The 21,427-nt window shown below is 62.7% G+C and carries 27 protein-coding genes; 13 read left to right on the top strand and 14 right to left on the bottom strand.

Features of this window, described 5'->3' with window-relative positions:
• Positions 1 to 34 precede the first annotated feature (34 nt).
• On the bottom strand, positions 35 to 787 hold the full coding sequence (gene ugpQ / locus BLS51_RS21825) for a glycerophosphodiester phosphodiesterase (protein ID WP_090189795.1): 753 nt from the start codon (positions 785 to 787) through the stop codon (positions 35 to 37).
• 22 nt (positions 788 to 809) lie between these two features.
• Between ugpQ and BLS51_RS21830 the strand changes: the two genes are divergently transcribed.
• From BLS51_RS21830 to BLS51_RS21840, 3 genes are read left to right on the top strand one after another with little or no spacing between them, the layout of a single operon-like run.
• Positions 810 to 1,544 (top strand): M48 family metalloprotease, encoded by a 735-nt coding sequence (locus BLS51_RS21830; RefSeq protein WP_175472652.1) that lies wholly within the window; start codon positions 810 to 812, stop codon positions 1,542 to 1,544.
• Positions 1,545 to 1,583: 39 nt separating this feature from the next.
• The gene (locus BLS51_RS21835; protein ID WP_090189790.1) at positions 1,584 to 2,813 is read left to right on the top strand and encodes a CaiB/BaiF CoA transferase family protein; all 1,230 of its coding nucleotides are present in this window, start codon (positions 1,584 to 1,586) and stop codon (positions 2,811 to 2,813) included.
• The gene (locus BLS51_RS21840) at positions 2,814 to 3,254 is read left to right on the top strand and encodes a GNAT family N-acetyltransferase (protein ID WP_090189788.1); all 441 of its coding nucleotides are present in this window, start codon (positions 2,814 to 2,816) and stop codon (positions 3,252 to 3,254) included. It begins immediately after the preceding gene.
• Positions 3,255 to 3,257: 3 nt separating this feature from the next.
• Here the strand turns inward: BLS51_RS21840 and BLS51_RS29795 are convergent, their stop codons facing one another.
• The 4 genes from BLS51_RS29795 to BLS51_RS21855 form a co-directional block, all read right to left on the bottom strand.
• Positions 3,258 to 3,419: a hypothetical protein gene (locus tag BLS51_RS29795; RefSeq protein WP_175472653.1), complete on the bottom strand. Its 162-nt coding sequence runs from the start codon at positions 3,417 to 3,419 to the stop codon at positions 3,258 to 3,260.
• Positions 3,406 to 3,666 (bottom strand): hypothetical protein, encoded by a 261-nt coding sequence (locus BLS51_RS21845; protein WP_090189786.1) that lies wholly within the window; start codon positions 3,664 to 3,666, stop codon positions 3,406 to 3,408. The genes BLS51_RS29795 and BLS51_RS21845 overlap by 14 nt, the downstream gene beginning before the upstream one ends.
• A 35-nt stretch (positions 3,667 to 3,701) precedes the next feature.
• The gene (locus BLS51_RS21850; protein WP_090189784.1) at positions 3,702 to 4,031 is read right to left on the bottom strand and encodes a hypothetical protein; all 330 of its coding nucleotides are present in this window, start codon (positions 4,029 to 4,031) and stop codon (positions 3,702 to 3,704) included.
• Between the two features lie 97 nt (positions 4,032 to 4,128).
• A complete protein-coding gene (locus BLS51_RS21855) occupies positions 4,129 to 5,376 on the bottom strand; it encodes an MFS transporter (protein WP_090189781.1) in 1,248 nt (415 codons plus the stop codon).
• A 97-nt stretch (positions 5,377 to 5,473) separates the two neighbouring features.
• Between BLS51_RS21855 and BLS51_RS21860 the strand changes: the two genes are divergently transcribed.
• Positions 5,474 to 6,373 carry a LysR substrate-binding domain-containing protein gene (locus tag BLS51_RS21860; RefSeq protein ID WP_090189779.1) on the top strand — a complete coding sequence of 300 codons (900 nt, stop codon included), beginning with the start codon at positions 5,474 to 5,476 and terminating at the stop codon, positions 6,371 to 6,373.
• On the opposite strand, the gene BLS51_RS21865 is transcribed toward BLS51_RS21860, so the two are convergent.
• The 4 genes from BLS51_RS21865 to BLS51_RS21880 are packed head-to-tail and all read right to left on the bottom strand — an operon-like array spanning position 6,370 to position 8,845.
• Entirely contained in the window at positions 6,370 to 7,242 is an 873-nt protein-coding gene (locus BLS51_RS21865; protein WP_090189870.1) for a hypothetical protein, read from the bottom strand. The genes BLS51_RS21860 and BLS51_RS21865 overlap by 4 nt on opposite strands.
• Positions 7,243 to 7,256: 14 nt before the next feature.
• Positions 7,257 to 8,027: a hypothetical protein gene (locus BLS51_RS21870; RefSeq protein ID WP_090189777.1), complete on the bottom strand. Its 771-nt coding sequence runs from the start codon at positions 8,025 to 8,027 to the stop codon at positions 7,257 to 7,259.
• A gap of 2 nt (positions 8,028 to 8,029) precedes the next feature.
• Positions 8,030 to 8,530: a hypothetical protein gene (locus tag BLS51_RS21875; protein ID WP_090189775.1), complete on the bottom strand. Its 501-nt coding sequence runs from the start codon at positions 8,528 to 8,530 to the stop codon at positions 8,030 to 8,032.
• 21 nt (positions 8,531 to 8,551) lie between these two features.
• Positions 8,552 to 8,845, bottom strand: coding sequence for a DnaJ domain-containing protein (locus tag BLS51_RS21880; RefSeq protein WP_090189773.1), 294 nt, complete (start codon positions 8,843 to 8,845; stop codon positions 8,552 to 8,554).
• Between the two features lie 124 nt (positions 8,846 to 8,969).
• Here BLS51_RS21880 and BLS51_RS21885 point away from each other — a divergent pair, with 124 nt between their 5' ends.
• The 4 genes from BLS51_RS21885 to BLS51_RS21900 all read left to right on the top strand — a co-directional run bounded on the left by BLS51_RS21885 (position 8,970) and on the right by BLS51_RS21900 (position 13,625).
• Positions 8,970 to 10,736: a glutamine--tRNA ligase/YqeY domain fusion protein gene (locus BLS51_RS21885; RefSeq protein WP_090189771.1), complete on the top strand. Its 1,767-nt coding sequence runs from the start codon at positions 8,970 to 8,972 to the stop codon at positions 10,734 to 10,736.
• Positions 10,737 to 10,868: 132 nt separating this feature from the next.
• A complete protein-coding gene (locus BLS51_RS21890) occupies positions 10,869 to 12,677 on the top strand; it encodes a CHASE domain-containing protein (RefSeq protein WP_090189769.1) in 1,809 nt (602 codons plus the stop codon).
• Between the two features lie 91 nt (positions 12,678 to 12,768).
• Positions 12,769 to 13,347: a glycine-rich domain-containing protein gene (locus tag BLS51_RS21895; RefSeq protein ID WP_229207723.1), complete on the top strand. Its 579-nt coding sequence runs from the start codon at positions 12,769 to 12,771 to the stop codon at positions 13,345 to 13,347.
• Positions 13,348 to 13,418: 71 nt separating this feature from the next.
• The gene (locus BLS51_RS21900) at positions 13,419 to 13,625 is read left to right on the top strand and encodes a hypothetical protein (RefSeq protein WP_090189767.1); all 207 of its coding nucleotides are present in this window, start codon (positions 13,419 to 13,421) and stop codon (positions 13,623 to 13,625) included.
• Between the two features lie 71 nt (positions 13,626 to 13,696).
• On the opposite strand, the gene BLS51_RS21905 is transcribed toward BLS51_RS21900, so the two are convergent.
• The 3 genes from BLS51_RS21905 to BLS51_RS21915 form a co-directional block, all read right to left on the bottom strand.
• The gene (locus tag BLS51_RS21905; RefSeq protein ID WP_090189765.1) at positions 13,697 to 13,939 is read right to left on the bottom strand and encodes a hypothetical protein; all 243 of its coding nucleotides are present in this window, start codon (positions 13,937 to 13,939) and stop codon (positions 13,697 to 13,699) included.
• 204 nt (positions 13,940 to 14,143) lie between these two features.
• Positions 14,144 to 14,458 (bottom strand): hypothetical protein, encoded by a 315-nt coding sequence (locus tag BLS51_RS21910; RefSeq protein WP_229207722.1) that lies wholly within the window; start codon positions 14,456 to 14,458, stop codon positions 14,144 to 14,146.
• A 74-nt stretch (positions 14,459 to 14,532) separates the two neighbouring features.
• Positions 14,533 to 15,432 carry an SDR family oxidoreductase gene (locus BLS51_RS21915; RefSeq protein ID WP_090189761.1) on the bottom strand — a complete coding sequence of 300 codons (900 nt, stop codon included), beginning with the start codon at positions 15,430 to 15,432 and terminating at the stop codon, positions 14,533 to 14,535.
• Positions 15,433 to 15,444: 12 nt separating this feature from the next.
• Between BLS51_RS21915 and BLS51_RS21920 the strand changes: the two genes are divergently transcribed.
• The 4 genes from BLS51_RS21920 (at position 15,445) to BLS51_RS21935 (ending at position 18,908) form a co-directional block, all read left to right on the top strand.
• Positions 15,445 to 16,470 carry a CDP-6-deoxy-delta-3,4-glucoseen reductase gene (locus tag BLS51_RS21920; RefSeq protein WP_090189758.1) on the top strand — a complete coding sequence of 342 codons (1,026 nt, stop codon included), beginning with the start codon at positions 15,445 to 15,447 and terminating at the stop codon, positions 16,468 to 16,470.
• A gap of 66 nt (positions 16,471 to 16,536) precedes the next feature.
• Positions 16,537 to 17,775: an MFS transporter gene (locus BLS51_RS21925; RefSeq protein ID WP_090189756.1), complete on the top strand. Its 1,239-nt coding sequence runs from the start codon at positions 16,537 to 16,539 to the stop codon at positions 17,773 to 17,775.
• Positions 17,772 to 18,431 (top strand): DUF1345 domain-containing protein, encoded by a 660-nt coding sequence (locus tag BLS51_RS21930; RefSeq protein WP_090189755.1) that lies wholly within the window; start codon positions 17,772 to 17,774, stop codon positions 18,429 to 18,431. The genes BLS51_RS21925 and BLS51_RS21930 overlap by 4 nt, the downstream gene beginning before the upstream one ends.
• Before the next feature lie 102 nt (positions 18,432 to 18,533).
• On the top strand, positions 18,534 to 18,908 hold the full coding sequence (locus BLS51_RS21935; protein ID WP_090189754.1) for an HPF/RaiA family ribosome-associated protein: 375 nt from the start codon (positions 18,534 to 18,536) through the stop codon (positions 18,906 to 18,908).
• A 22-nt stretch (positions 18,909 to 18,930) separates the two neighbouring features.
• Here the strand turns inward: BLS51_RS21935 and BLS51_RS21940 are convergent, their stop codons facing one another.
• Positions 18,931 to 19,710 (bottom strand): helical backbone metal receptor, encoded by a 780-nt coding sequence (locus BLS51_RS21940; RefSeq protein WP_090189752.1) that lies wholly within the window; start codon positions 19,708 to 19,710, stop codon positions 18,931 to 18,933.
• A 108-nt stretch (positions 19,711 to 19,818) separates the two neighbouring features.
• Between BLS51_RS21940 and BLS51_RS21945 the strand changes: the two genes are divergently transcribed.
• Entirely contained in the window at positions 19,819 to 20,802 is a 984-nt protein-coding gene (locus BLS51_RS21945) for a GGDEF domain-containing protein (RefSeq protein ID WP_090189750.1), read from the top strand.
• Between the two features lie 15 nt (positions 20,803 to 20,817).
• Here BLS51_RS21945 and BLS51_RS21950 read toward each other — a convergent pair whose 3' ends face one another.
• Positions 20,818 to 21,417, bottom strand: coding sequence for a DUF5610 domain-containing protein (locus BLS51_RS21950; protein WP_175472654.1), 600 nt, complete (start codon positions 21,415 to 21,417; stop codon positions 20,818 to 20,820).
• Positions 21,418 to 21,427: the final 10 nt, after the last annotated feature.

Raw genomic sequence — 21,427 nt, forward strand, 5'->3', positions numbered from 1 at the left:
GGTTGATTATATATGACCACAGAGGCCACAGGGTCTAGGTGAAGGCCGGGCCGATCAAATCAATACGGTCGGTGCAAAAACCGTCGACGCCCCATGACAGGATTTCCCGGCCACGCTCGGGCGTGTTGACGGTATAGCAAAACAGGCCGTAGCCCGCCGCCTTGATCTCGGCCGCCAGCGCGGCGCTCAAGTGCTTGTGGTTGGTGTGGATGGCAACCGCGCCCAGTTGCTGCGCCTGTTGCTGCCAATCGGGCGGAATGGTGTCCAGCAGGTAGCCGCGCGGCAGTTCGGGCGCGGCGTCGCGGGCTGCAGCCAGTGCTTCGTAGCTGAACGAGGACAGCAGCGGATAGCTGGCCGGGTCACCGCTGGCCAGTTCGGCGGCATAGCTGTCGCGGGTAACTTGGGCCACCCAGGTACCGGTTGCGGCCTCGAAGCCATCGGCCGGCTTGATTTCCACATTCATCCAGATGCGCTGCTGCTTGCAATAATCGATGAACCGGGTGTAGAACGGTATAAGCTCGTCGCGGAAAGCCTCGCCAAACCAGCTGCCGGCATCCATATTGGACAGGTCGATCGCATCGGTGCCGGCCACGCTGCCCTGACCGGGCACCGTGCGGCCGAATTCCGGGTCGTGCACCACCATGCCGATGCCGTCGCGTGACAGCATCACGTCGAACTCGACGGCGTGGAATCCATAGGCCAGCCCGGCACGCAGGCCGGCCAGCGTGTTTTCCGGCGCCAGCGTGCCGCCGCCGCGATGCGCAACAATTTTAGGATAGGGCCACATGGCAGTGCCTTGGAAAGTTGTTATGGCAAGGATAGCAACGTTATCACGAATCGCCGCGCTGCTGCTAGCGGCAGCGCCCTGCCCGGCCGCCGAGCCGGCGCAGGCGGAAATCATGGCGCGCGCCGCCATCGTGTACGCCGAGCGCCTGGCTGGCGGCGCCGTCGACAGCGACCAGCAGTTCACCGTGCGCGCGCGCGCGATTGCCCAGGTGCTGATCCATCAGGCACGGCGCGACTATCCGGAAACCGCCGGCTGGGACTGGGAAGTGCATACCACCGGCGATGAGCGCGCCAATGCAGACTGCATGGCCGGCGGCAAGATCCTGGTCAGCCAGGCCTACGCCGAGCGGCTCGGGCTGAACGATGCCGAACTGGCCATGCTGCTGGCGCACGAAATCCAGCACGCCGCGCTGCACCACAACCTGCTGGAATACCAGGCCGCGCTGCGGCTGGCGCCAGCGTGGGCAGCACGCTCGTTTGCGGAACTCGAAGATGCAGTCGACAACGACCGCGCGCTGATCTCGCTGCTGTCCGCCACCAACTATGCGCAGGAACAGGAGGCCGACCGCGAAGGCTTGCGCCTGGCCTGGCGCGCCGGCTGGCCGGCATCGCAGCTGCTTGGCTACTATCGCAAGATGCTGCGCGCCGCGGACTGGCCGAATCGCGGCAAGCCCGACTACCCGTCACCTTCGCAGCGCTGGCGCGCGGCGCAGACACTGGCTGACAGCTTGCAAAAAAACTACGTGCCGCTACACTAGCGGCCTGATTGTTCGTGCTCAAAAGGTTGGAAACACATCATGACAGCTCAAAAAGCCTTAGGCCATATCCGCGTGCTCGATCTGAGCCGCGTGCTGGCGGGACCGTGGTGCTCGCAGAATCTGGCCGATCTCGGCGCGGATGTCATCAAGATCGAACGTCCCGGCAACGGCGACGACACGCGCGCCTGGGGCCCGCCGTATGCGCGCGACGCCGACGGCAAGGATACGACCGAGGCCGCCTACTACCTGTCCGCCAATCGCGGCAAGCGCTCGGTGACTGTGGACATCGCCAGCACCGAAGGCCAGCAGTTGCTGCGCGAGCTGGTGCGCCAGTCCGACGTGGTGCTGGAAAACTACAAGGTTGGCCAGCTGAAACGCTACGGCCTGGACTACGAATCGCTGAAGGCGATCAAGCCGGACCTGGTTTATTGCTCGGTGACCGGCTTCGGCCAGGACGGCCCGTATGCACACCGCGCCGGCTATGATTTCCTGATCCAGGGCATGGGCGGCCTGATGTCGGTGACCGGCGAGCGCGACGACCTGCCTGGCGGTGGCCCGCAGAAAGCCGGTGTCGCGCTGACCGACCTGATGACCGGCATGTACGCCACCATCGCCATCCTGGCCGCGCTGACGCACCGCGACCGCACCGGCGAAGGCCAGTACATCGATATGGCATTGCTGGACGTGCAGGTGGCGATGCTGGCCAACGCCGGCAGCAACTACCTGAATAGCGGCAAGGCGCCCAAACGGTGGGGCAATGCGCATCCGAACATCGTGCCGTATCAGACCTTCGAGTGTTCGGACGGTTACATCATCGTCGCCACCGGCAACGATGGTCAGTACCAGAAGTTTGTCGAAGCAGGCGGCCGCGCGGACCTGGCCTTCCATGAACGCTACGCCACCAATCCGCTGCGCGTGAAGAATCGCGATGAACTGGTGCCGCTGCTGGCCGAGATGGTGCTGCAACAATCGCGCGATTTCTGGATCGACAAGCTCGAAGCGGTGGGCGTGCCGTGCGGGCCGATCAACAATCTGGACGATGTCTACCGCAACCCGCAGGTAGAGGCGCGCGGCATCGTCATGGAAGTGCCGCACCCGACGGCCGGCACGACCAAGCTGGTGCGCAGTCCGATGCGCATGTCGGCCACACCAACCGACAACGCAGTCGCCCCGCCGCTGCTGGGCCAACACACTGATTCCGTGCTGCGCGAACTGCTCGGCCGCAATGATGAAGATATCGCCGCGCTACGCGCGAAAGGAGTTTTGTAATTGGTCACCCTGGAAGAAATCACTGCGCAAAATTTTGAAGACTATATGGAGATGGAACTGCCCGAGCAGCAGCGCGGCTATCTCGCCAGCAACGCCTACTCCATCGCGCAGGCAAGGTATTACGACGACTACATCCCGCGCGGCATCTGCTTTGAAGGCAAGCCGGCCGGTTTCCTGCTGTACGACAAGCAGTCGAACAACAACGTCGGCGAATACGGCATCTACCGCTTCATGGTGGACTATCCGCAACAAGGCAAGGGCATCGGCCGCCGCGCGATGGCGCTGCTGCTGGAAGAACTGAAAGCCAAGCCCGACGTCAAGCTGATCACCATCTGCTACAAGCCGGACAACGCCAACGCCCAAGCCTTCTACCGCAGCTTCGGCTTTGAAGAAACCGGCCTCGACGACGTCGGCGAAATGATCGCCGTCATCCGCCCGTAGCTGTCAACGCTTTCGCGCGCGCTCCAGATCACGGTCATCACGCCGCATCTCGGCCCGGATGGCGCGGCGTGCGCCGCGTATCGCACCTGTCAGCGGCGCGAAATAGCGGCGCAGACTTTCCCGAAACATACGTTTTACGAAACCAGCTTCCTCATCCGTTTTCATTTGCCGCCCTCCGCAGTAATTTTCGAGTCGAGTAATACAATACCAAGACAAGCAGCACCACATCCATCACCAGCATCAGATGTGCGGCCCCGGATAAAAGATAGTATGTAAAGTCACTGACGCCGAGCCATCGCATGCCGCGCGCAGCGAGTTCCACCACGGCAGCACCCGCAGCCACTACCAGAATGTATAACACGCTAAATCCAAAGTGCATGATCAACTCCCAGTTGATACGTTTGTCGTCCATGATGTATCAGGCCCCATATCGGCGGCCTGCTCCCTTTAGACACGCATGTCACGTTTGAGTTCCTCGACCTGGCTATGCATGTGGGTGACCGCGCCTTTGAGCTGGCCGGACAAGGTGGGGATGTAGTCGCAGATACGTTTGGCGCGTTCGGCCAGGATTTCCAGGTCGCGCACCAGCTTGCGGATGCGCGTGTCGTCAGCCGATTCGAGGATTTCGCGCGCACTATCGGCATGCTTGTCCATCAGTTCAATGCAGTTGCGTAGCTCGCGCGGCAGGCCAGGCTCCGCTGATGCCGCCTGCGCCGCCAGGCGCACCGAGCGCTCGACAAAATAGAAACGGTGCTGGATATCGTTGGGATGCAGCATGATGGTCTCCTCCAAGAGCAGGCACCAATGTGCCCGTTCGGATGAGACAGCGAAGTGAACAGCCAGTTGCGGCAATCAGCCCCAACACTGATCTAGATCATGCCAACGGCACGAGCTTGCGCAAACGCAGCGTGACCAGCAGCGCCAGCAACAGGGCAAAAGCCAGCACGGCCACCACGCCCGGCCAGGCGGAATGTCCCCACATGAGGCCAGTCGCCGAACCGATGACGCTGGAGCCGAGATAGTAGAAGAACAGGTACAAGGCCGACGCCAGCGCCTTGTTGCTGGTTGCGCGCCGCCCTACCCAGCTGCTGGCCACCGAATGCGTGGCGAAGAAGCCGTAAGTGAACACCGCCACGCCCAGCAGGATCAGCGGCAGCCAGTTTGACAGCGTCAGCAGCAGGCCGGTCAGCATGATCAGCGCCATCACCCACAGCACGTGGCGGCGGCCAAAGCGGTCGGCCAGCCTTCCCGCCCACACCGAGCTGTAGATGCCCAGCAGATAGAAGAACGACACCGCACCCACCACACTCTGACTCAGGCTGAACGGCCCGCCCAGCAAGCGGTAAGCGATGTAATTGTACAGGCTGACAAACGCGCCCATCAGCAGGAAAGCCAACGCAAACAGCCACGGCAAGCCGGCATCCGACAAGTGCAGCCTGAAACCCGACGGCAGCGCGCGCCAGCCGCCACCGGCCGGCGTGAAGTGGCGCGATGCCGGCAGGCTGCGCCAGAATTCCAGCGCCGCAGCAATCCCCGCCACGCCCACCATCGCCAGCGCCAGCCGCCACGAAAAGTGGTCGCTCAGCACCGAGGTGATCACGCGCCCGGCCATGCCGCCAAAAGCGCTGCCGCTGATGTACAAGCCCATCGACAAGCCCAGCGACTGCGGCTCGATTTCCTCGCCCAGATAGGCCATGGCGATTGCCGGCATGCCGCCCAGCACCACGCCCAGCAAGGCACGCATCGCCAGCAACTGCGGATAGTTGTGAGCAAAGGCGCACAGCAAGGTCATGATGGCGGCCACCGCCATCGCCGCCACCATCAGCGGCTTGCGCCCGAGGCGTTCGGAGATGGCGCTCGACGCCAGCAGCGACAGCGCCAGCGCGCCGGTGGAAACCGACAACACCATGCTGCTCTGCGCTGCTGTCAGCGCGAATTCATGCGACAGCAAGGGCATCAGCGGCTGCACACAGTACAGCAGCGCAAACGTGGTGAAGCCGCCGAAAAACATGGCGCGGTTGCTGCGCTTGAATTCGGGACTGCCGAGGGCGATGCGGGGGCCGCGCGGCGCCGGAATGGCGCTGGCGGTGGTGGCGCTGGCGGTGGTGGCGCTGAGTGACATGATGCGGTTCCTGCAAGCTACGATGGCTTCATCTTAGGATTGCCTCATTAATCCGTCCAATATATATTTAAACCTTCAGTCATACTTTAAACAGATAATGGAATTACGCCACCTGCGCTACTTCGTCGCCGTTGCCGAAGAATTAAGCTTCACCCGTGCCGCCGAACGGCTGCATATCGGCCAGCCGCCGTTAAGCCATCAGATCCAGATGCTGGAAGCTGAAGTAGGTGCGCAATTGCTGGAGCGCAGCAAGCGCTGGGTGCGCCTGACTGAAGCCGGCAAGCTGTTCCTCGATGACGCCCGCCGCGTGCTGGCCCTGTCTGAGCAGGCGATGCAGACCGCGCGCCGCGCCGAACGTGGCGAGGCCGGCGAACTGCGCGTCGGCTTCACCTTTTCCACGCCGCTGACGCCGCTGTTTGCGGCGGTGATCAACCGTTACCGCCAGCGCTATCCGGGCGTACAGCTGACTTTGCGCGAGATGTCGACCATCGGCCAGATCGAGGCCATCGCCAGCCGCGAGCTGGACCTGGGCCTGGTGCGGCCGCCAGAACTGAACCTGCCGGATGCGGTGGACCTGACGATATTGCGGCGCGATCCGCTGGTGATGGTGCTGCCGGTCGGCCATCGGCTGGCGAAGAAGAAAAGCATTGCTGTCAGCGACCTGCGGGGCGAGCCGCTGGTGATGTATCCGGAAAGCGCCGGCACCGGCATTCATCCGCAGATCAACCGGCTGTGCCGCGAGGCTGGTTTCAAGCCGACCATTGCGATGGAGGCCGGCGAGGCGTCCACCATCATTGGCCTGGTGGCGGCAGGCTGCGGCGTGTCGGTGCTGCCGAGTTCCTTCGACATCATCCGCATGCGCGAGGTGTGCTATCGCCCGATGGCGGATGCCGAGGCGACCACGGCGCTGTATCTGGCGAAGAGAAAAGATGCGATATCGCCGCTGGTCGCCGCCTTCGTCGCGGTGGCGACGCAGGCGGCTGCGGCAAAGGCTTAGGAGTAGTCTGCGTCCAGCTCGGAGCCGGCGTAGTTTTCCAGTTCGGCAAACAGCGTTTTCATCGCCGTGCGTCCCTTGATGTTTTGCAGCACGGTGCAGGTCTGACGATAGCTGTCGATGCGTTCCAGCAGCACCGGATGATGCTGCACCGGCACCTTGGCCACCAGCTCGGCCCAGCCGGCCTCATAGTCCGGCTTGTTCTTGCGCACCGCTTTGACAAAGCGCTCGAACGCCTTCTGGCCGGTGCGCGCGACGATCATGCCGCCGCCCTCCACCGCGAAGATGATCGCCAGTGCGATCACGCCCTCGGCATTCAGGTCGGCATCGCTGACCGGGCCTTCGGTGTTGTGGCGGCGCAGCCAGTTGGCCAGCCGCACCACCGCCTGCACTTCCTTGCGCTGCCTGAACTGCACCGCGTAACGCGCGGCGCCGTCCCAGTTCTGGTTCGGATCGGTCTGGCAGATATCGATGAACTTGTCGCGCAAGCGCCGTGCGGCGTACACCGGATCGGTATCGTACTCGCCCACCAGCGCATCCTCCGGCAAGGTCACCAGCTCCTTGATCATGCGGAAGCCGATCTGGAACGCATGCTCGGCGCCCTGGTCGATCAGCAGGTCCAGCGCAGCCAGGTCGTCCTCGGCGCCCACCGCCTGCTCCAGCCCCAGCGACACGCAGCCGGTGGTCAGCTGCAAGGCCTTCTGGATACCATCGGCGGTGCGGTCGTTGGTGAACTTCTCGGCCACCATGGCGGTGATGCCGGTCAGCTCGTCGGCCAGCGTGTAGGCCGCGTCGTCATCCGGGTGCTTCGCCAGTTGCTGGATCGCACGGGTCAGGCGCGGCAGGGTTGCTACGACGATTGCAGGCAGCATCTGATCGCCATCCATCACGAGAAGATATTGGTGCCGACCGAGCGGCGCGAGGTTTTCGCGGCACGCGTGGACGGTACTTGCTTGCGCAGGCGGTACAGCAATTCCTTGGTCGAACGCTGCAAGATGCTGGGCTCGGCGTCCGGGTCATCGTCGTACTCGGCGTCGGCCAGGTCGGCGCTGTGGCGGAATTCCGGGAACAGCTCGAACAGCGCGCGGTCCCAGCCGTCTTCCGACGCTTGCGCCAGGGCGATCGCCACCGGCACGATATCGCTGTCGGACGAGGTCTGGCCGGTCAGGTACGGGCCTTTCGAAATCACTTCGCCGGCCACTTCCAGGATTTCCTTCGGCGCCAGCGAGAACAGGATGGCGAAGATGGTCGCGCCATGGTCGGTGGCCGAAGCGGCCGCCAGCAGTTCGTTGCGGCGTTCTTCGTCATCGGTGGCAAACACCACGCCATGGATGTGCGAGAACAGCGATTCGGCGATGCGCTCCGGATCATCCTCGATCTGGTCGTCCGGCCAGGTGGCGGCGATGAAGGCCAGGCTGTCAGCCCAGGCTTTCGGCGGCACCAGCAGCGTCGCCAGCGACATCTTGCCGCCGTCGAAGCCGGCCATGTGCAGCGCGGTCACTTGCGGCGGGATGTTGTTCAGCACTTCCACCACCGCCAGGTCGCCGAACTGGTCGGCGGCTTCGGCGAAGGCTTCCTCAGCATGGCTCAGCGAGCCGGCCAGCACCAGCTCGGTCACCTGCTTGCTCAATGCGGGCAGATTGGATTTTTCGGACATGCTTAATCTCCATCCTTGTCGAACATCTGGGCAAAGTCGTCGCTTGCCACATCTTCGTCGTCGACATCGTCGCCATCGTCGTTGCGCGACAGCTGGTCGAGCGACTGGTCGTCATCGTCCCAGCGGCGCGGATTCTTGTGCAGGAAGGCGGTGATGATGGCCTGGCGCGCCAGGTCCGGCATCGATTCGGCGATCGCCGCATACATCTTGGCCGCCTCGTCGCCCTTGCACGAAGCCATGGCGAACACGCGCGCGGCGTCGCCGAACTCGTAGTCCTCGGCTTCGGCCAGCAGGCCTTTCGGGTCGTTGAACTCGATCTGGTCAACCAGCGCGAAAGCCAGCATGTTGACGTCTTCGATGCCGCCGCCCTGGGCGTACTCGCCCACCAGTGCGTCGACCATGCGCTGATAGTTCTTGTGATCCGGCGGATCGCCCAGGATGCCTTCGATCTGGCCTTCCAGCTCACGCGATTGATAGGCGAACTCAGGGTGTACTTTTCTCATTTCTTACTTTCTAAACAGGTATCAGGCGGCCGGCAGCGTGGTGCCGTGCAACGCAAACAGCGAACGCCACAGCTGGTAAGCCTCGGCCTCGGCGTCGATGATGATGCGGTGATTCAGGCTCTGGTTGTACTCTTCGCGCTTGGCCGGGTCCGACAGGATCTCGTAAGCCTTGGTGACCGCCTTGAAGCGCGCATCCGCGCCGGGTTCGGGATTGCGGTCCGGGTGGAACCGCATGGCCAGCGAGCGATAGACCTTTTTGATCTCGTCTTCGCTGGCGTTCGGCGCAATACCCAGTGTGTTGTAATAATTTTCCATTTTGGAAACTCCGGGCCGTGGTGCTGAACAAAATTAATCGATCATTATACCGCGCTGCCATATCCCTATCGGCAATACGGTAAAATGCCTTGATATAGAACTTTCGAGCATAGCCACCTTTCAGATGAGCAACGACAAAAACAACCCAGCGCCAGCCCTACCTTCCAATTTCCTGCGCGCCATCGTCGAACACGACCTGGCGGCCGGCACCCACGTCCGCGACGGCATGCCGAGCGTCATCACCCGCTTTCCGCCGGAGCCGAACGGCTACCTGCACGTCGGCCACGCCAAGTCGATCTGCCTGAACTTCGGCCTGGCGCGCGACTACCAGGGCCGCTGCAACCTGCGCTTCGACGACACCAACCCGGCCAAGGAAGAGCAGGAATACGTCGACACCATCATCGACAGCGTCAAATGGCTGGGCTTCGACTACGACTATCCGCAAACCGGCGGCGGCGTCGAGCATCATCTGCACTATGCGTCGGACTATTTCGACCAGCTGTACACGATGGCCGAATGGCTGATTGAACAAGGTTACGCCTACGTCGACAGCCAGTCGGCCGAAGATATGGCGGCCAATCGCGGCAATTTCAACACGCCGGGCACCAACTCGCCGTTCCGCAACCGCCCTGCGGCTGAATCGCTGCAACTGTTCCGCGACATGAAGGCCGGCAAATACGCCGATGGCGAACACATCCTGCGCGCCAGGATCAGCGAAGACGCGATGGCGTCGCCGAACATGAATATGCGCGACCCGGCCATCTACCGCATCCGCCACGCGCACCACGTGCGCACCGGCGACGCCTGGTGCATCTACCCGATGTACGACTACACGCACCCGATTTCGGACGCGCTGGAAAACATCACCCATTCGATCTGCACGCTGGAATTCCAGGACCACCGCCCGTTTTACGACTGGCTGCTGGCCACCCTGTCGAAAGGCGGCTTCTTCAAGCTGCCGGTGCCGCGCCAGTATGAATTCTCGCGCCTCAACCTGACCTATGTGGTGACGTCGAAGCGCAAGCTGCGCCAGCTGGTCGAAGAGAACATCGTCGACGGCTGGGACGACCCGCGCATGCCCACCATCGTCGGCCTGCGCCGCCGCGGCTACACGCCGGAAGCCATCCACCTGTTCTGCGAACGCATCGGCGTCACCAAGGCCGACGGCTGGATCGACATGAGCACGCTGGAAGGCTGCGTACGTGAAGACCTGGACCCGAAAGCGCCACGCGCCACCGCCGTGCTGCGCCCGCTGAAACTGATCATCGACAACTACCCTGAAGGCCAGACCGAAGCGTGCACCTCGCCGGTCCACCCGCACCACCCGGAAATGGGCGTGCGCACCTTCCCGATCTCGCGCGAGCTGTGGATCGAAGAGGACGACTTCATGGAAGTGCCGAGCAAAGGCTATTTCCGCTACTACCCGCCGATCGGCGAGAATCCTGGCAGCCGCGTGCGCCTGCGTCACGGCTACGTCACCGAGTGCACCGGCTACGACAAGGATGAAAACGGCAAGGTCATCGCTGTCCACGTGAAGTACTTCGAGGACTCCAAATCCGGCACGCCGGGTTCGGACAACTACAAGGTCAAGGGCAATATCCACTGGGTCTCGGCTGCCACCGCGCTGGAAGCTGAAGTGCGCCTGTACGACCGCCTGTTCACCGACGCCCAGCCGGATGCCGGCGGCAAGGACTTCATTTCGCTGCTGAACCCGAACGCCAAGGAAGTGGTGAAAGCCTACCTGGAACCCGGCATGAGCGCGGCCCAGGCCGACCAGCGCTACCAGTTCGAGCGCCACGGCTACTTCGTTGCCGACCGCGTCGACTCGCAGCCAGGCAAGCCGGTGTTCAACCGCATCGTCACGCTGAAGGACAGCTGGGTCGCAAAGTAACACCCTGTCCTGAACAAGCAGCCAAACGGCGCCTGCGGGCGCCGTTTTTTATTGTAGTTTCATAAAACTTCTTGACTTGCCGAACTATTATTTCCTATAGTCAAAAAACTATTGTTTAGCAAGGGGCAAGCAGTGGCCGCACTCCAGGCGAGCAAGCAGCTGTTCTCTTCGTCCCGCCCGGTGTGGTGGGCCGGCGTGCTGCTGTCGCTGGGCATAGGCGGTTTGTTTTATCTGGCAGCGCACCGCACCATCGAATACGACGCAGGCGAGCGCTTCCTGCATCAGGCGCAGAACGCCCAGTACAACATCAATTCGCGCATCAACGCCTACACCGACGTGCTGCGCGGCGCCGCCAGCTTTTTCCACGCTTCCGACAACGTCGACCGCATCAGCTTTCACCGCTATGTCGCCGGCCTCGACATTCCCACCCACTTTCCGGCGCTGGACAACATCAACTACACGCACTACGTGACCGATGCCGAGCGCCCGGCCTTCGTGCTCGGGATGCGGTCCAGCAGCGACTCCGCGCTCGGCTATCCGGCACAGCTGGAGATCACGCCAGCGGAACGGCGCGACGAATACTGGGTGCTGACGATGATCGAGCCGCTGGCGCCGTTCCGCGAAAAAATCGGCCGCGACATCGCTGTTCGCACGCCGGTGGCGCGGGCGCTGGTGCGTGGCCGCGACAGCGGCGAACTCAGCGCATCCGGCACACGGATCGACAGCATCCATCAGCCGCAAGGCGCCGGCCTGGCGCTGCGCTTGCCGGTGTATCGCAACAACCTGCCGCTGGGCACGGTGGAACAGCGGCGCGCCGCCTACATCGGTTCGGTTGGCATCGGCTTCAGCGTGCCGCGTCTGGTGCAGGCGGCGCTGGAACAAATGCAGGTGCGCGACGCCCGCCTGGAGCTGTACGACAGCGGCGACAACCACAGCGCACAGGCGCCGGTGCGGCTGTTCGACAGCATGCCGCACTGCCCGGCGCTACGGCCCAGCGAACAGTTCAGTGTGACGCTGCCGATCGACTTCCACCACCGCCACTGGAACGCCCATTTCAGCGCGCCCAAGGCCAGCTGGTACAGCCGCTTCGATACCTGGCTGCCATGGGCAGCGCTGGCTTGCGGCTTTACCGGCTCGCTGCTGTTCTACCTGCTGTTCCATACGCTGTCGTCGTCGCGCATGCGGGCGGTGAAGATGGCCAAGGAGATGACGCGCGAACTGCGCACCAGCCAGGCGCGGCTGCAACAGTCGCACCACAAGCTGCGGCGGCTGGCGGCGCACTCGGACCAGATCAAGGAACAGGAGCGCAAGCGCATCGCGCGCGAGATCCATGACGATCTCGGCCAGAACCTGCTGGTGCTGCGCATCGATGTCGACCAGCTGAGCAACCGCACCCGCCACCGCCATCCGCGCCTGCACGCGCGCGCCATGCACATGCTGGGCCAGATCGACAGCACCATCAAAAGTGTACGCCACATCATCAACGACCTGCGCCCGACCGTGCTGGACCTGGGCCTGAACGCGGCGGTGGAATGGCAGATCGCCCAGTTCCGCGCACGCTCCGGGCTGGTCTGCGAACTGATCGACAACGACACCGACATCCGCATCGACGACCATGGCGCCACCGCCATTTTCCGCGTGCTGCAGGAATCGCTGAGCAACATCCTGCAGCACGCTCACGCCAGCCTGGTGCGGGTGGAACTGCGCCAGACGCATGGCATGCTGAGCATGACCATCAGCGACAACGGTGTCGGCCTGCGCGACGCCAACCGCAATAAGGTCGGCTCCTTTGGCCTGGTCGGCATTGAAGAACGCATCCACCTGCTGGGCGGCAGCTGCGCCATCACCAGCACACCACACGGCGGCACCATGGTGGCGATCGCCGTGCCGGTCAGCGACAGCCAGCCGCCTGGGCTGTTAATTTTTCCACGCAAACATTGATTAACCTCAAGTAATAGATGTCTCCTTTGGGCAAAATCAAAGGCGTTCGCAGCCTTTTTCAACCCGCCTCAACACCGCAAAGGAAAATCTGATGAATGCCCAAGACATGCTCGCCATCGCCGCCCTCGACCTCGAACCGATCAAAGTCAAGCTGATGCACAAGGAGTCCGGCGAAGGCTGGACGCTGGAACGCGCCAACGCGATCGAGTTCGAATACCGCCGCTTCCTCTACCTGATGAAACAATACCCGGACGAGCAAACCGCGCCGCTGGTCGATGTCGACACCTTCTGGCACTACCACATCCTCGACACCATGAAGTACGCCGTCGATTGCGACGCCGTGTTCGGCCATTTCCTGCACCACTTCCCCTACATCGGCCTGCGCGGCGAAGACGACGAGGCGGCGCACATCCGCGTCGGCCTGCGCATGAAAGAATTGTATGAAGATACGTTTGCCGAAGACTATGTGCGCAACGCTGCGCCGGCGGATATCGCCCATTCCGGCGTGGCGGCCAAGCTGGCGCATTCCGGCGTGGCGGCGCAATTCGCGCACTCGGGCGTGGCCGCGCAATTCGCCCATTCCGGCGTGGCGGGCACGCAAACCGACGCGCTCATCGCCGCAGCGCAGCAGTCCAGCTTCTACAGCCTGCGCCCTCGCCTGCCAGCCTGATACATAAAAATCGGGCAGCCTGATTAAAAAAGTGGCATACTCGGGACTCTGAGAGATGATGGGAGTTCATCATGGCCGTCAATACCGTCGCCCCGAGCAGCAGCACCGCCATTCAACAAGCCGTCCCGACCCGCCAGCCTGAGCAGGTAAAGCCGGTGGATCGTCCTGCCGAACGCGTCGAGCAGCCGCCACCGCCGCCGCCGCCACAGGCAGCCACCGCGCCCACCGTCAACACCAGCGGCCAGCGCATCGGCACCACCATCAGCACCTCGGCCTGATACCGGCCCGGGCTAAAAAAAACGGCGCGTTACCGCAAGGTACGCGCCGTTTTTCATGGACCTGTCCGATATCAGGACGCCATCAGTTCGCGCAGTTCGCGAATGCTGAGATCGCTGATCTCGTGCATGCGGATCAGGATGGTGGCGCCGATCGGCAGCGTGTTGTGGCGGATCTTGGAGATGACCGGTGGCGCCACTTCCAGCGCGCGCGACAGGGCTGCATCGTTTTTCAGTTGCAGTTTCTCGATGATGGCATCCAGCACACGATTCGGGTTGTAAGTGGGCGATGCAGTGATTTCTTTCAGAGCGGACATAATGTTTAAGTGGTTTCGTTGTCGCACATACAATATTTGCAAAAATACGACACATGGGTAAGAGAATTTTTGGCGCGATTACCTTAAAAGCACTACGAAACACGAAGATTTTTCGCGCTCCGTTAGATTTAGTGAGATTCTAACCCTAAATTGTGTGGTAGAGGCGATCTTTGTTGTAAAAAAAAGTATCAAAGTATGTAAAGATCAGCTGGAACGGCCTGCGCCGGCGGCAAGGAAACACCATTCAACCGCCATTAACGCGGCCAGTTGGGCGATCGTACCTGGGAGAAATAACGTGGATGTGGGGAAATATTCAGCCTGGCTGGCACTGCAATGCCAGCCCAGCTGGCGGCGGATTTCTTCAGGGACCGGCGGCGGGCGACGGCAGAATTCGCGCTGCCGCTGCTGCATATAGGCGCGGACTTGCTCCTTGGTCGGCTGCAAACTGGCTGGCATGCGCGCTCCTTCGCGAAGATGGCTAACAATATCGTAACATGTGATGGCTTGTTTGATATGCATCAAACTCACCATCTTGTGATTTTGTCATATAAGGCCGACAGGTAACTTGCATTGAGTCAAATTACCTTGCCTCTTTACATAACTTTACACACCGGCTTGCTGGCAAGCGTTGCCGCCACCGTCGGGTAGCGCAGACGCACGCCCAGTTCGCGCTTGATGCGGCCGTTGTGCAGGCGCCGCGATTCCGACATGAAGGACAGCAGCGCTGGCGTCACCACCTGTTGCAATTCCGCACGCGGCAGGCGCGGCGGACGCGGCAGCTGGAAAGCATCGGCAACCGCATCGAAATATTGCGCCATCTTCATATCGCTGTCATCCACGGCGTGGTAGACACGGTTAGGCAGCGCACGATACAGCGCCTGGGCGATGATGGCGGCCAGGTCGTCGGCATGGATGTGGTTGGTGTACACATCATCAGCCTCGATCAGCGCCGGCGTGCCCTGCTGCAGGCGCTTCAGCGGCAGCCGGTCGGCGGCGTAGATGCCCGGCACCCGCAGGATGGCCAGCGCGGCGCCCGCACGCCGCGCCCAGCGCCGCAGCGTGCGCTCGGCGTCGACCCGGCGCAATGCGCGCGGATTGCGCGGCGCCACCGTGCGGCTCTCATCGAATAGCGCCCCGCCGCAATCGCCGTAGACGCCGGTGGTGCTGACATAAACCAAGCGCCCTTGCTCGGGTAAAATGGCGGTCAAATTGCGTGTGCGGCTGTCCAGCATGCCCTCGGCGGGCGGCGGCGCCAGGTGGACCACCCACGGCGCCAGCCCGGCCAGTCGGCGCAGGCTGGCCGGCTGGTCCAGGTTGGCGACCAGCGGCACGGCGCCGGCGGCACGCAATTCGGCACAGCGCTCCTGCTGGCTGGTGGTGGCAAACACGCGGAAATGCGGCGTCAGCAGCGGCAACAGCCGCATGCCGACATCGCCGCAGCCCACGATCAGCAGACGCGGCCGCTTGAATTTATGGATATGTAGGTTTTTCATCTGAAAGATTGTATGACGTTTCAAATAACTGTACAGCCCAGCGGCCACCAATTCGCCTGCGAGGACGACGAAACCATTCTGGCGGCCGCGATGCGTGCCGGCATCGGCCTGCCATATGGCTGCAAGAACGGCGCCTGCAGCTCGTGCAAGGGCAAGGTACTGGAAGGCGAAGTGAAGCACAAGCCACACCAGGAACGCGCGCTGCCGGCCGATGAGGCCGCACGTGGCGTGTCGCTGTTCTGCTGCGCCGTGCCGCAGGGCGACCTGGTGATCGAGGCGCGCGAAGTGGCTGGCAGCGACGACTATCCGATCCGCAAGATGCCGTCGCGCGTGGCCACCATGGAAAAGCTGGCCTCGGACGTGATCGTCATGACGCTGCAACTGCCAGCCAATGAAACGCTGAAGTTCCGCGCCGGCCAGTACATCGAATTCATGCTGAAGGACGGCAAGCGCCGCAGCTACTCGCTGGCCTCGCCGCCGGACCAGGACCAGCCGCTGACGCTGCACATCCGTCACATGCCGGGCGGCCTGTTCACCGATCAGGTTTTCAGCACCATGAAGGAACGCGACATCCTGCGCTTTGAAGGCCCGATGGGCACCTTCTTCGTGCGCGAAGACACTGACAAGCCGATGGTGCTGCTGGCTTCCGGCACCGGCTTCGCGCCGATCAAGGCCATCGTCGACCACCTGCGCGCGCAGGGCTCGTCGCGCCAGATGACCTTGTACTGGGGCGGCCGCCGCCCGCAGGACATCTATATGGACGCGCTGTGCCGCGCGTGGGAAAAGCAGATGCCCAACTTCAAGTACGTGCCGGTGCTGTCCAACCTGCAGCCGGAAGACCACTGGGCCGGCCGCACCGGCTATGTACACCAGACGGTGATGGCTGACCTGCCGGACCTGTCCGGCCACCAGGTGTATGCCTGCGGCGCGCCGATCATGGTGGAATCCGCCAAGGCCGACTTTGTCGGCCAGTGCGGGCTGCCGGAGGAAGAGTTCTACGCCGACGCCTTCACCACCGAAGCCGACCTCAACAAATAAACCGCATCCACCCGACCAGGGCCTTCGGGATGCAGAGTCCCAGGGCTCTGCATCCCGAAAGCCGCAATGTCAGACAGTCACTCACGCAACGGTTTCAGCGTCCTGCGCCACCGCAACTTCGCGCTCTACCTCTCCGCCCGCACCATGGCCACGCTGGCCGTGCAAATGCAAAACGTCGCCATCGGCTGGCAAGTCTATTCGATGACGCACAATCTGTTCGACCTGGGCCTGATCGGCCTGGCGCAGTTCCTGCCGTTCCTCGCGCTGATCCTGATCGCCGGCCACGCCGCCGACCGCTACGACCGCCGCAACCTGGTTGCGCTGGCGCTGTTCGCGCAGATGCTGTGCGGCCTGATGCTGCTGCTGTTTGCCTACACCGGCCTGCCGGCCGTGTGGCCGATCTTCGCCGTGCTGGTGGTGTACGGCAGCGCGCGCGCCTTCATGGGACCGGCGACGCAAGCCATCCTGGTCAACCTGGTGCCGCAGCAGGACTTCAGCAAGGCGGTGGCGCTGAGTTCCTCGTCGTTCCACGTGGCGGTGATCGTCGGCCCGTCGCTGGGCGGCCTGTTCTACCTGGCCGGGCCGAAAACGGTGTATATGATTTCCTCGGTGCTGCTGGTGCTGGCGGTTGCCATGATGTGCATGGTGAAGTCGGTCAAGCAGGCCAGCGCCAGCGGTCCGGCGTCGTGGCACACGGTGCTGGAAGGCCTGCGCTTCGTGTGGAATAAAAAAGTGGTGCTGGGCGCCATCTCGCTCGACCTGTTTGCCGTGCTGTTCGGCGGCGCCACCGCGCTGCTGCCGGCGCTGGCGCACGACGTGCTGCACATCGGTCCGAGCGGCCTGGGCGCGCTGCGCACCATGCCGGGCGTGGGTGCGGCGCTGTGCTCGATCGTGCTGGCCTTCTTCCCGATCACCCGCCGCGTCGGCCTGTGGATGCTGGGCGGCGTGGCGCTGTTCGGCGTCGGCACCATCGTGCTCGGTTCGACCACCAGCTTTATCGTGGCGCTGGTGGTGCTGTTCCTGATGGGCGCCGGCGACATGATCAGCGTCTACGTGCGCCACCTGCTGGTGCAGTATGAAACGCCGGACGAAATCCGCGGCCGCGTCAGCGCCGTCAACTCGGTGTTCATCGGCGCTTCGAACGAGCTGGGCGAATTTGAGTCCGGCATCACCGCCGGCTGGCTGGGCCTGACGCGCGCCATCCTGTTTGGCGGTGCCGCCACGCTGGCCGTGGTCGGTGCGTGGACCGTGCTGTTCCCGGTACTATCGCGCATGGACCGTTTCCCTCACGACGATAAAAAATGAGCCTCCGCCTGCCGCTGCCCGCGATCATCCACAGCCGCCCTCATCTGAGCCTGGCCATCGTGCTGGCGGCGGCAGCCTATCCCTTGGTGCCCGGCGACTGGCCGTGGACCGCGCGCCTGCTGGCCTGCTGGGACGTGCTGGCCTGGACCTACCTGCTGATGATGGGCTGGATGATGACCCAGGCCGACCATCACGACATCAAGCGCGCCGCCTGCCGCCAGGATGAGAAAGGCCCGGTAATCCTGGCCGTGCTGTCGCTGGCGGTGCTGGTCAGCCTGGCCGCCATCGTCTCGCAGCTGACGGCCGCCAAGGCGCCGGACAGCCTGGTGCAGCGCTACGCGCTGAGCGTGCTGACGCTGATCGGTTCGTGGTTCATGGTCGGCGTCATGTTCTGCTCACACTACGCCCACCTGTACTACATGGAAGACAGCGACAACAAGCCGCTGGGCTTCCCGGACAGCGATGTGCAGCCAAACTACTGGGACTTCCTGTACTTCTCCTTCACCATCTGCGTCGCGGTGCAGACCTCCGACGTCAGCGTGCGCAACCGCCGCCTGCGCCAGGTGGTACTGGGCCAGTCGGTGCTGTGCTTCTTCTACAACCTGGCCATCCTCGGCCTGTCGATCAACATCGCCGCCTCACTGATTAACGGCTAAAACTCCTGCATATCAAGTTTCCTCGCATCAGTGGGACAATTAACACCCGCTTAAGCTTGCAAGGAGTAAGATGGTTACGCGTCACAACAACAGGAGCAAGCTATGCAAATCCAAGTGAATACCGACAAAACCATCACTAATCACGCTGGCCTTGACGACCACGTTCAATCAGTCGTGAGCAATGCCCTCCAACGCTTCGGCGAACAAATCACCCGCGTCGAAGTCCATTTGAGCGATAACCTGGGCCAGAAATCGGCCGATGGCGATAATCGCTGCCTGATGGAAGCACGTCTTACCGGCCTGCAACCGATTGCGGTCAGCGACCATGCAGCCACGCTGCACCAGGCGATCAGCGGCGCCACCGACAAGCTGAAACGCGCGGTCGACAGCGCTGTTGGCAAGCTGCATGACAGCAAGCGCCACGCAGAAGGCGTCGCCTCTGCTTCAGCCGCCGTGGTGGCCGACACCGAAGAGTAAGCCCCGCAGCGGGAGCGCGCGGCTAGCGCCGCGCCAGCTCCCGCAAGTATGTCAGTCCCTGCAGCGACCGGCTGCCATACCAGGACATCATTTCTCCATCCACCAGCAGCACCGGCTTGCCGATTTGCCGCTCCAGCACATCCGCATGCGCTTCGGTAAACCGATACGGCTCGCTCGACAGCAGCACACCGTCGATGCTGTCGATCAGTTCGCGCGACCAGCGGAATGCCGGGTAGCGCTCCGCGCCCAGCGCCGGCGCGCTCCAGCCAATTTCCGCCAGCATGCGGGCGATATAGGTATCGTTCGAAATCGTCATCCACGGGTCTTGCCACACGCAATACAGCATGGTTTGCGGCGGTCCTTTCGGCGTGGCCTGCAACAGTGCGTATTCCGCCTCGAACGCCGCGCACCAGTCAGCGGCCTGCTGCTCGCGGCAGAACACGCCGCCCATCAGCTGCGCCAGGCCGACATTATCGTGCGGCCGCAACGGGTGGGTGACGATGATATGCGGCACGAACCCGGCCAGTGCATCGGCGGTCGGCTTCTCGTTCTCATCGATATTGAGCACCACATGCGTCGGCGCCAGCTGGCGGATTTTCTCCAGGTTGACATCCTTGGTGCCGCCGACCTTGGGAATGTCCTGCACCACGTCCCACGGGTGGATGCAGAAACCGGTGCGTCCCACCACCTGCTGCGCCAGACCCAGGTCGCACAGCAACTCGGTAATCGACGGCACCAGCGAGACGATGCGCGCATCCGGATCGGGTTGATGCACGCTGCCCAGCGCGTCGGTGTAAGCCATGTTGTATCCAGTTCAGTTGCGATGCCGTTATTGAAACACGCCTCCAGTGTTTTCGGCTATGATAATTCAAGAACGATTGATTGCCTTTTGGCATCCTGCGAGACACCCTTGAAACAGATCAGTACATTCGGCTCATCGAGCTACCGGATCAGCGATTTACAGCTGCTGCGCAACGCCGACGACGATGCCGCCATCGCCAGATTGCTGGCCAATTGCCCCATCATGTCACTGCAAGCCGGCGGCGCTGTCACCGAATCAAGCCGCGCGCGGCTGTACATCCTGCTGCGCGGCGCACTGTCGGTGGCCACCGATACCCGCACCGGCATGGCCGACGGCACGGTCAGCAAAATCCTGCCGGGCGAAAGCGTCGGCGAGCAATCGGTGCTGGATGAGGAGGCCAACCTGTCCAGCATAACCGCGCTGGAAGACAGCGAAGTGCTGGTGGTCGAGGCCGACGTGGTGTGGCAGCTGATCGACGAGTCCAATGTGCTGGCGCGCAACCTGCTGCGCCTGCTGTCGTTCCGTATCCGCGCCGCCAACGCGCAGCTGCGTCGGCGCCAGAAGCTGGGCGAGTTCTACCGTCAGCTGTCGATGATTGATGGCCTGACCGGCCTGTACAACCGCGCCTGGCTGAACGACCTGCTGCCGACGATGGTGGCGACCGCGCACGGCTCGGCCGCGCCGCTGGCGCTGATCATGATCGACCTCGACCACTTCAAGCAATTCAACGATACCCATGGCCACCTGGCCGGCGACGAGGCCTTGCGCTCGGCCGCGCAAGTGCTGAGCGGCGCGCTGCGACCGACCGACTTTGCGGTGCGCTACGGCGGTGAGGAAATGATGGTGCTGTTGCCGGATACCAGCGACAAGGTGGCGTTCTCGGTGGCCGAGCGGCTGTGCGAGCGCATGCGCCAGGCCAAGGTGTTTGGCGGCGAGCGCGCAGGCGATATGCGCAAGGAGCTGCCGCATATCACGGCGTCGTTTGGCGTGTCGGTGCTGCGGCCGCAGCAAACCGAACATGACCTGATCGAGGCGGCCGACGCCGCGCTGTATCGCGCCAAGGAAGCCGGCCGCAACCAGGTTGCGGCCTGAGACGCCGGTGTGTCCTCAGGCGGCAGCTTTGTCCGCCGTCTTGCCGGCCGCTGGCGTGGTGTTCTTGGCGTCATTGATGCGGGCCTGCTGGGCGGCGACGAAATCATCAAAGCCCTTTTGCACCAGTTCATAGGTTTTATCGACATTGCTGGCGATATCGCCGTTCAGCACGCGCAGGCCGTCAAGCACGTCGCGCGCCTCCTTGAAGCCTTTCTCGACGCCGCCCTGGATGGTATCCATGAACTTGTTCAGCAGTTCGCCCTCATCTTCGCCAGGGTGTTGCTGCTTGTAGGCGTCGAAAAATGCGGTCGACAACGATACAATGCGGCCGGCGGTGCCTTCCGGGGTATTATCCTGCGACGTGGCGTTTTGAATGGCGTTGTCGCCGAAATCGTCCTTGAGTGCCTCGTTGATGCCGGTCAGCGCCGTTTTCAGCACCACCGACATCGGTTCATTCGAAGAACTGATCGATACCGACAAGGAAGCCTGTACGATAGAGGCATTCAGCTCAGCTTTCGCCTTGGCAGTCACCGACATTTGCTTCTCGTCCCTGGACTGAACCTGCGACGCGGCGCCAGTACTATTGCTTGAAGTAAGCGATACAGGAGTAGCCATGATGTTGCTC

Source organism: Duganella sp. OV510, assembly GCF_900100205.1.
Lineage (GTDB): Bacteria > Pseudomonadota > Gammaproteobacteria > Burkholderiales > Burkholderiaceae_D > Rugamonas.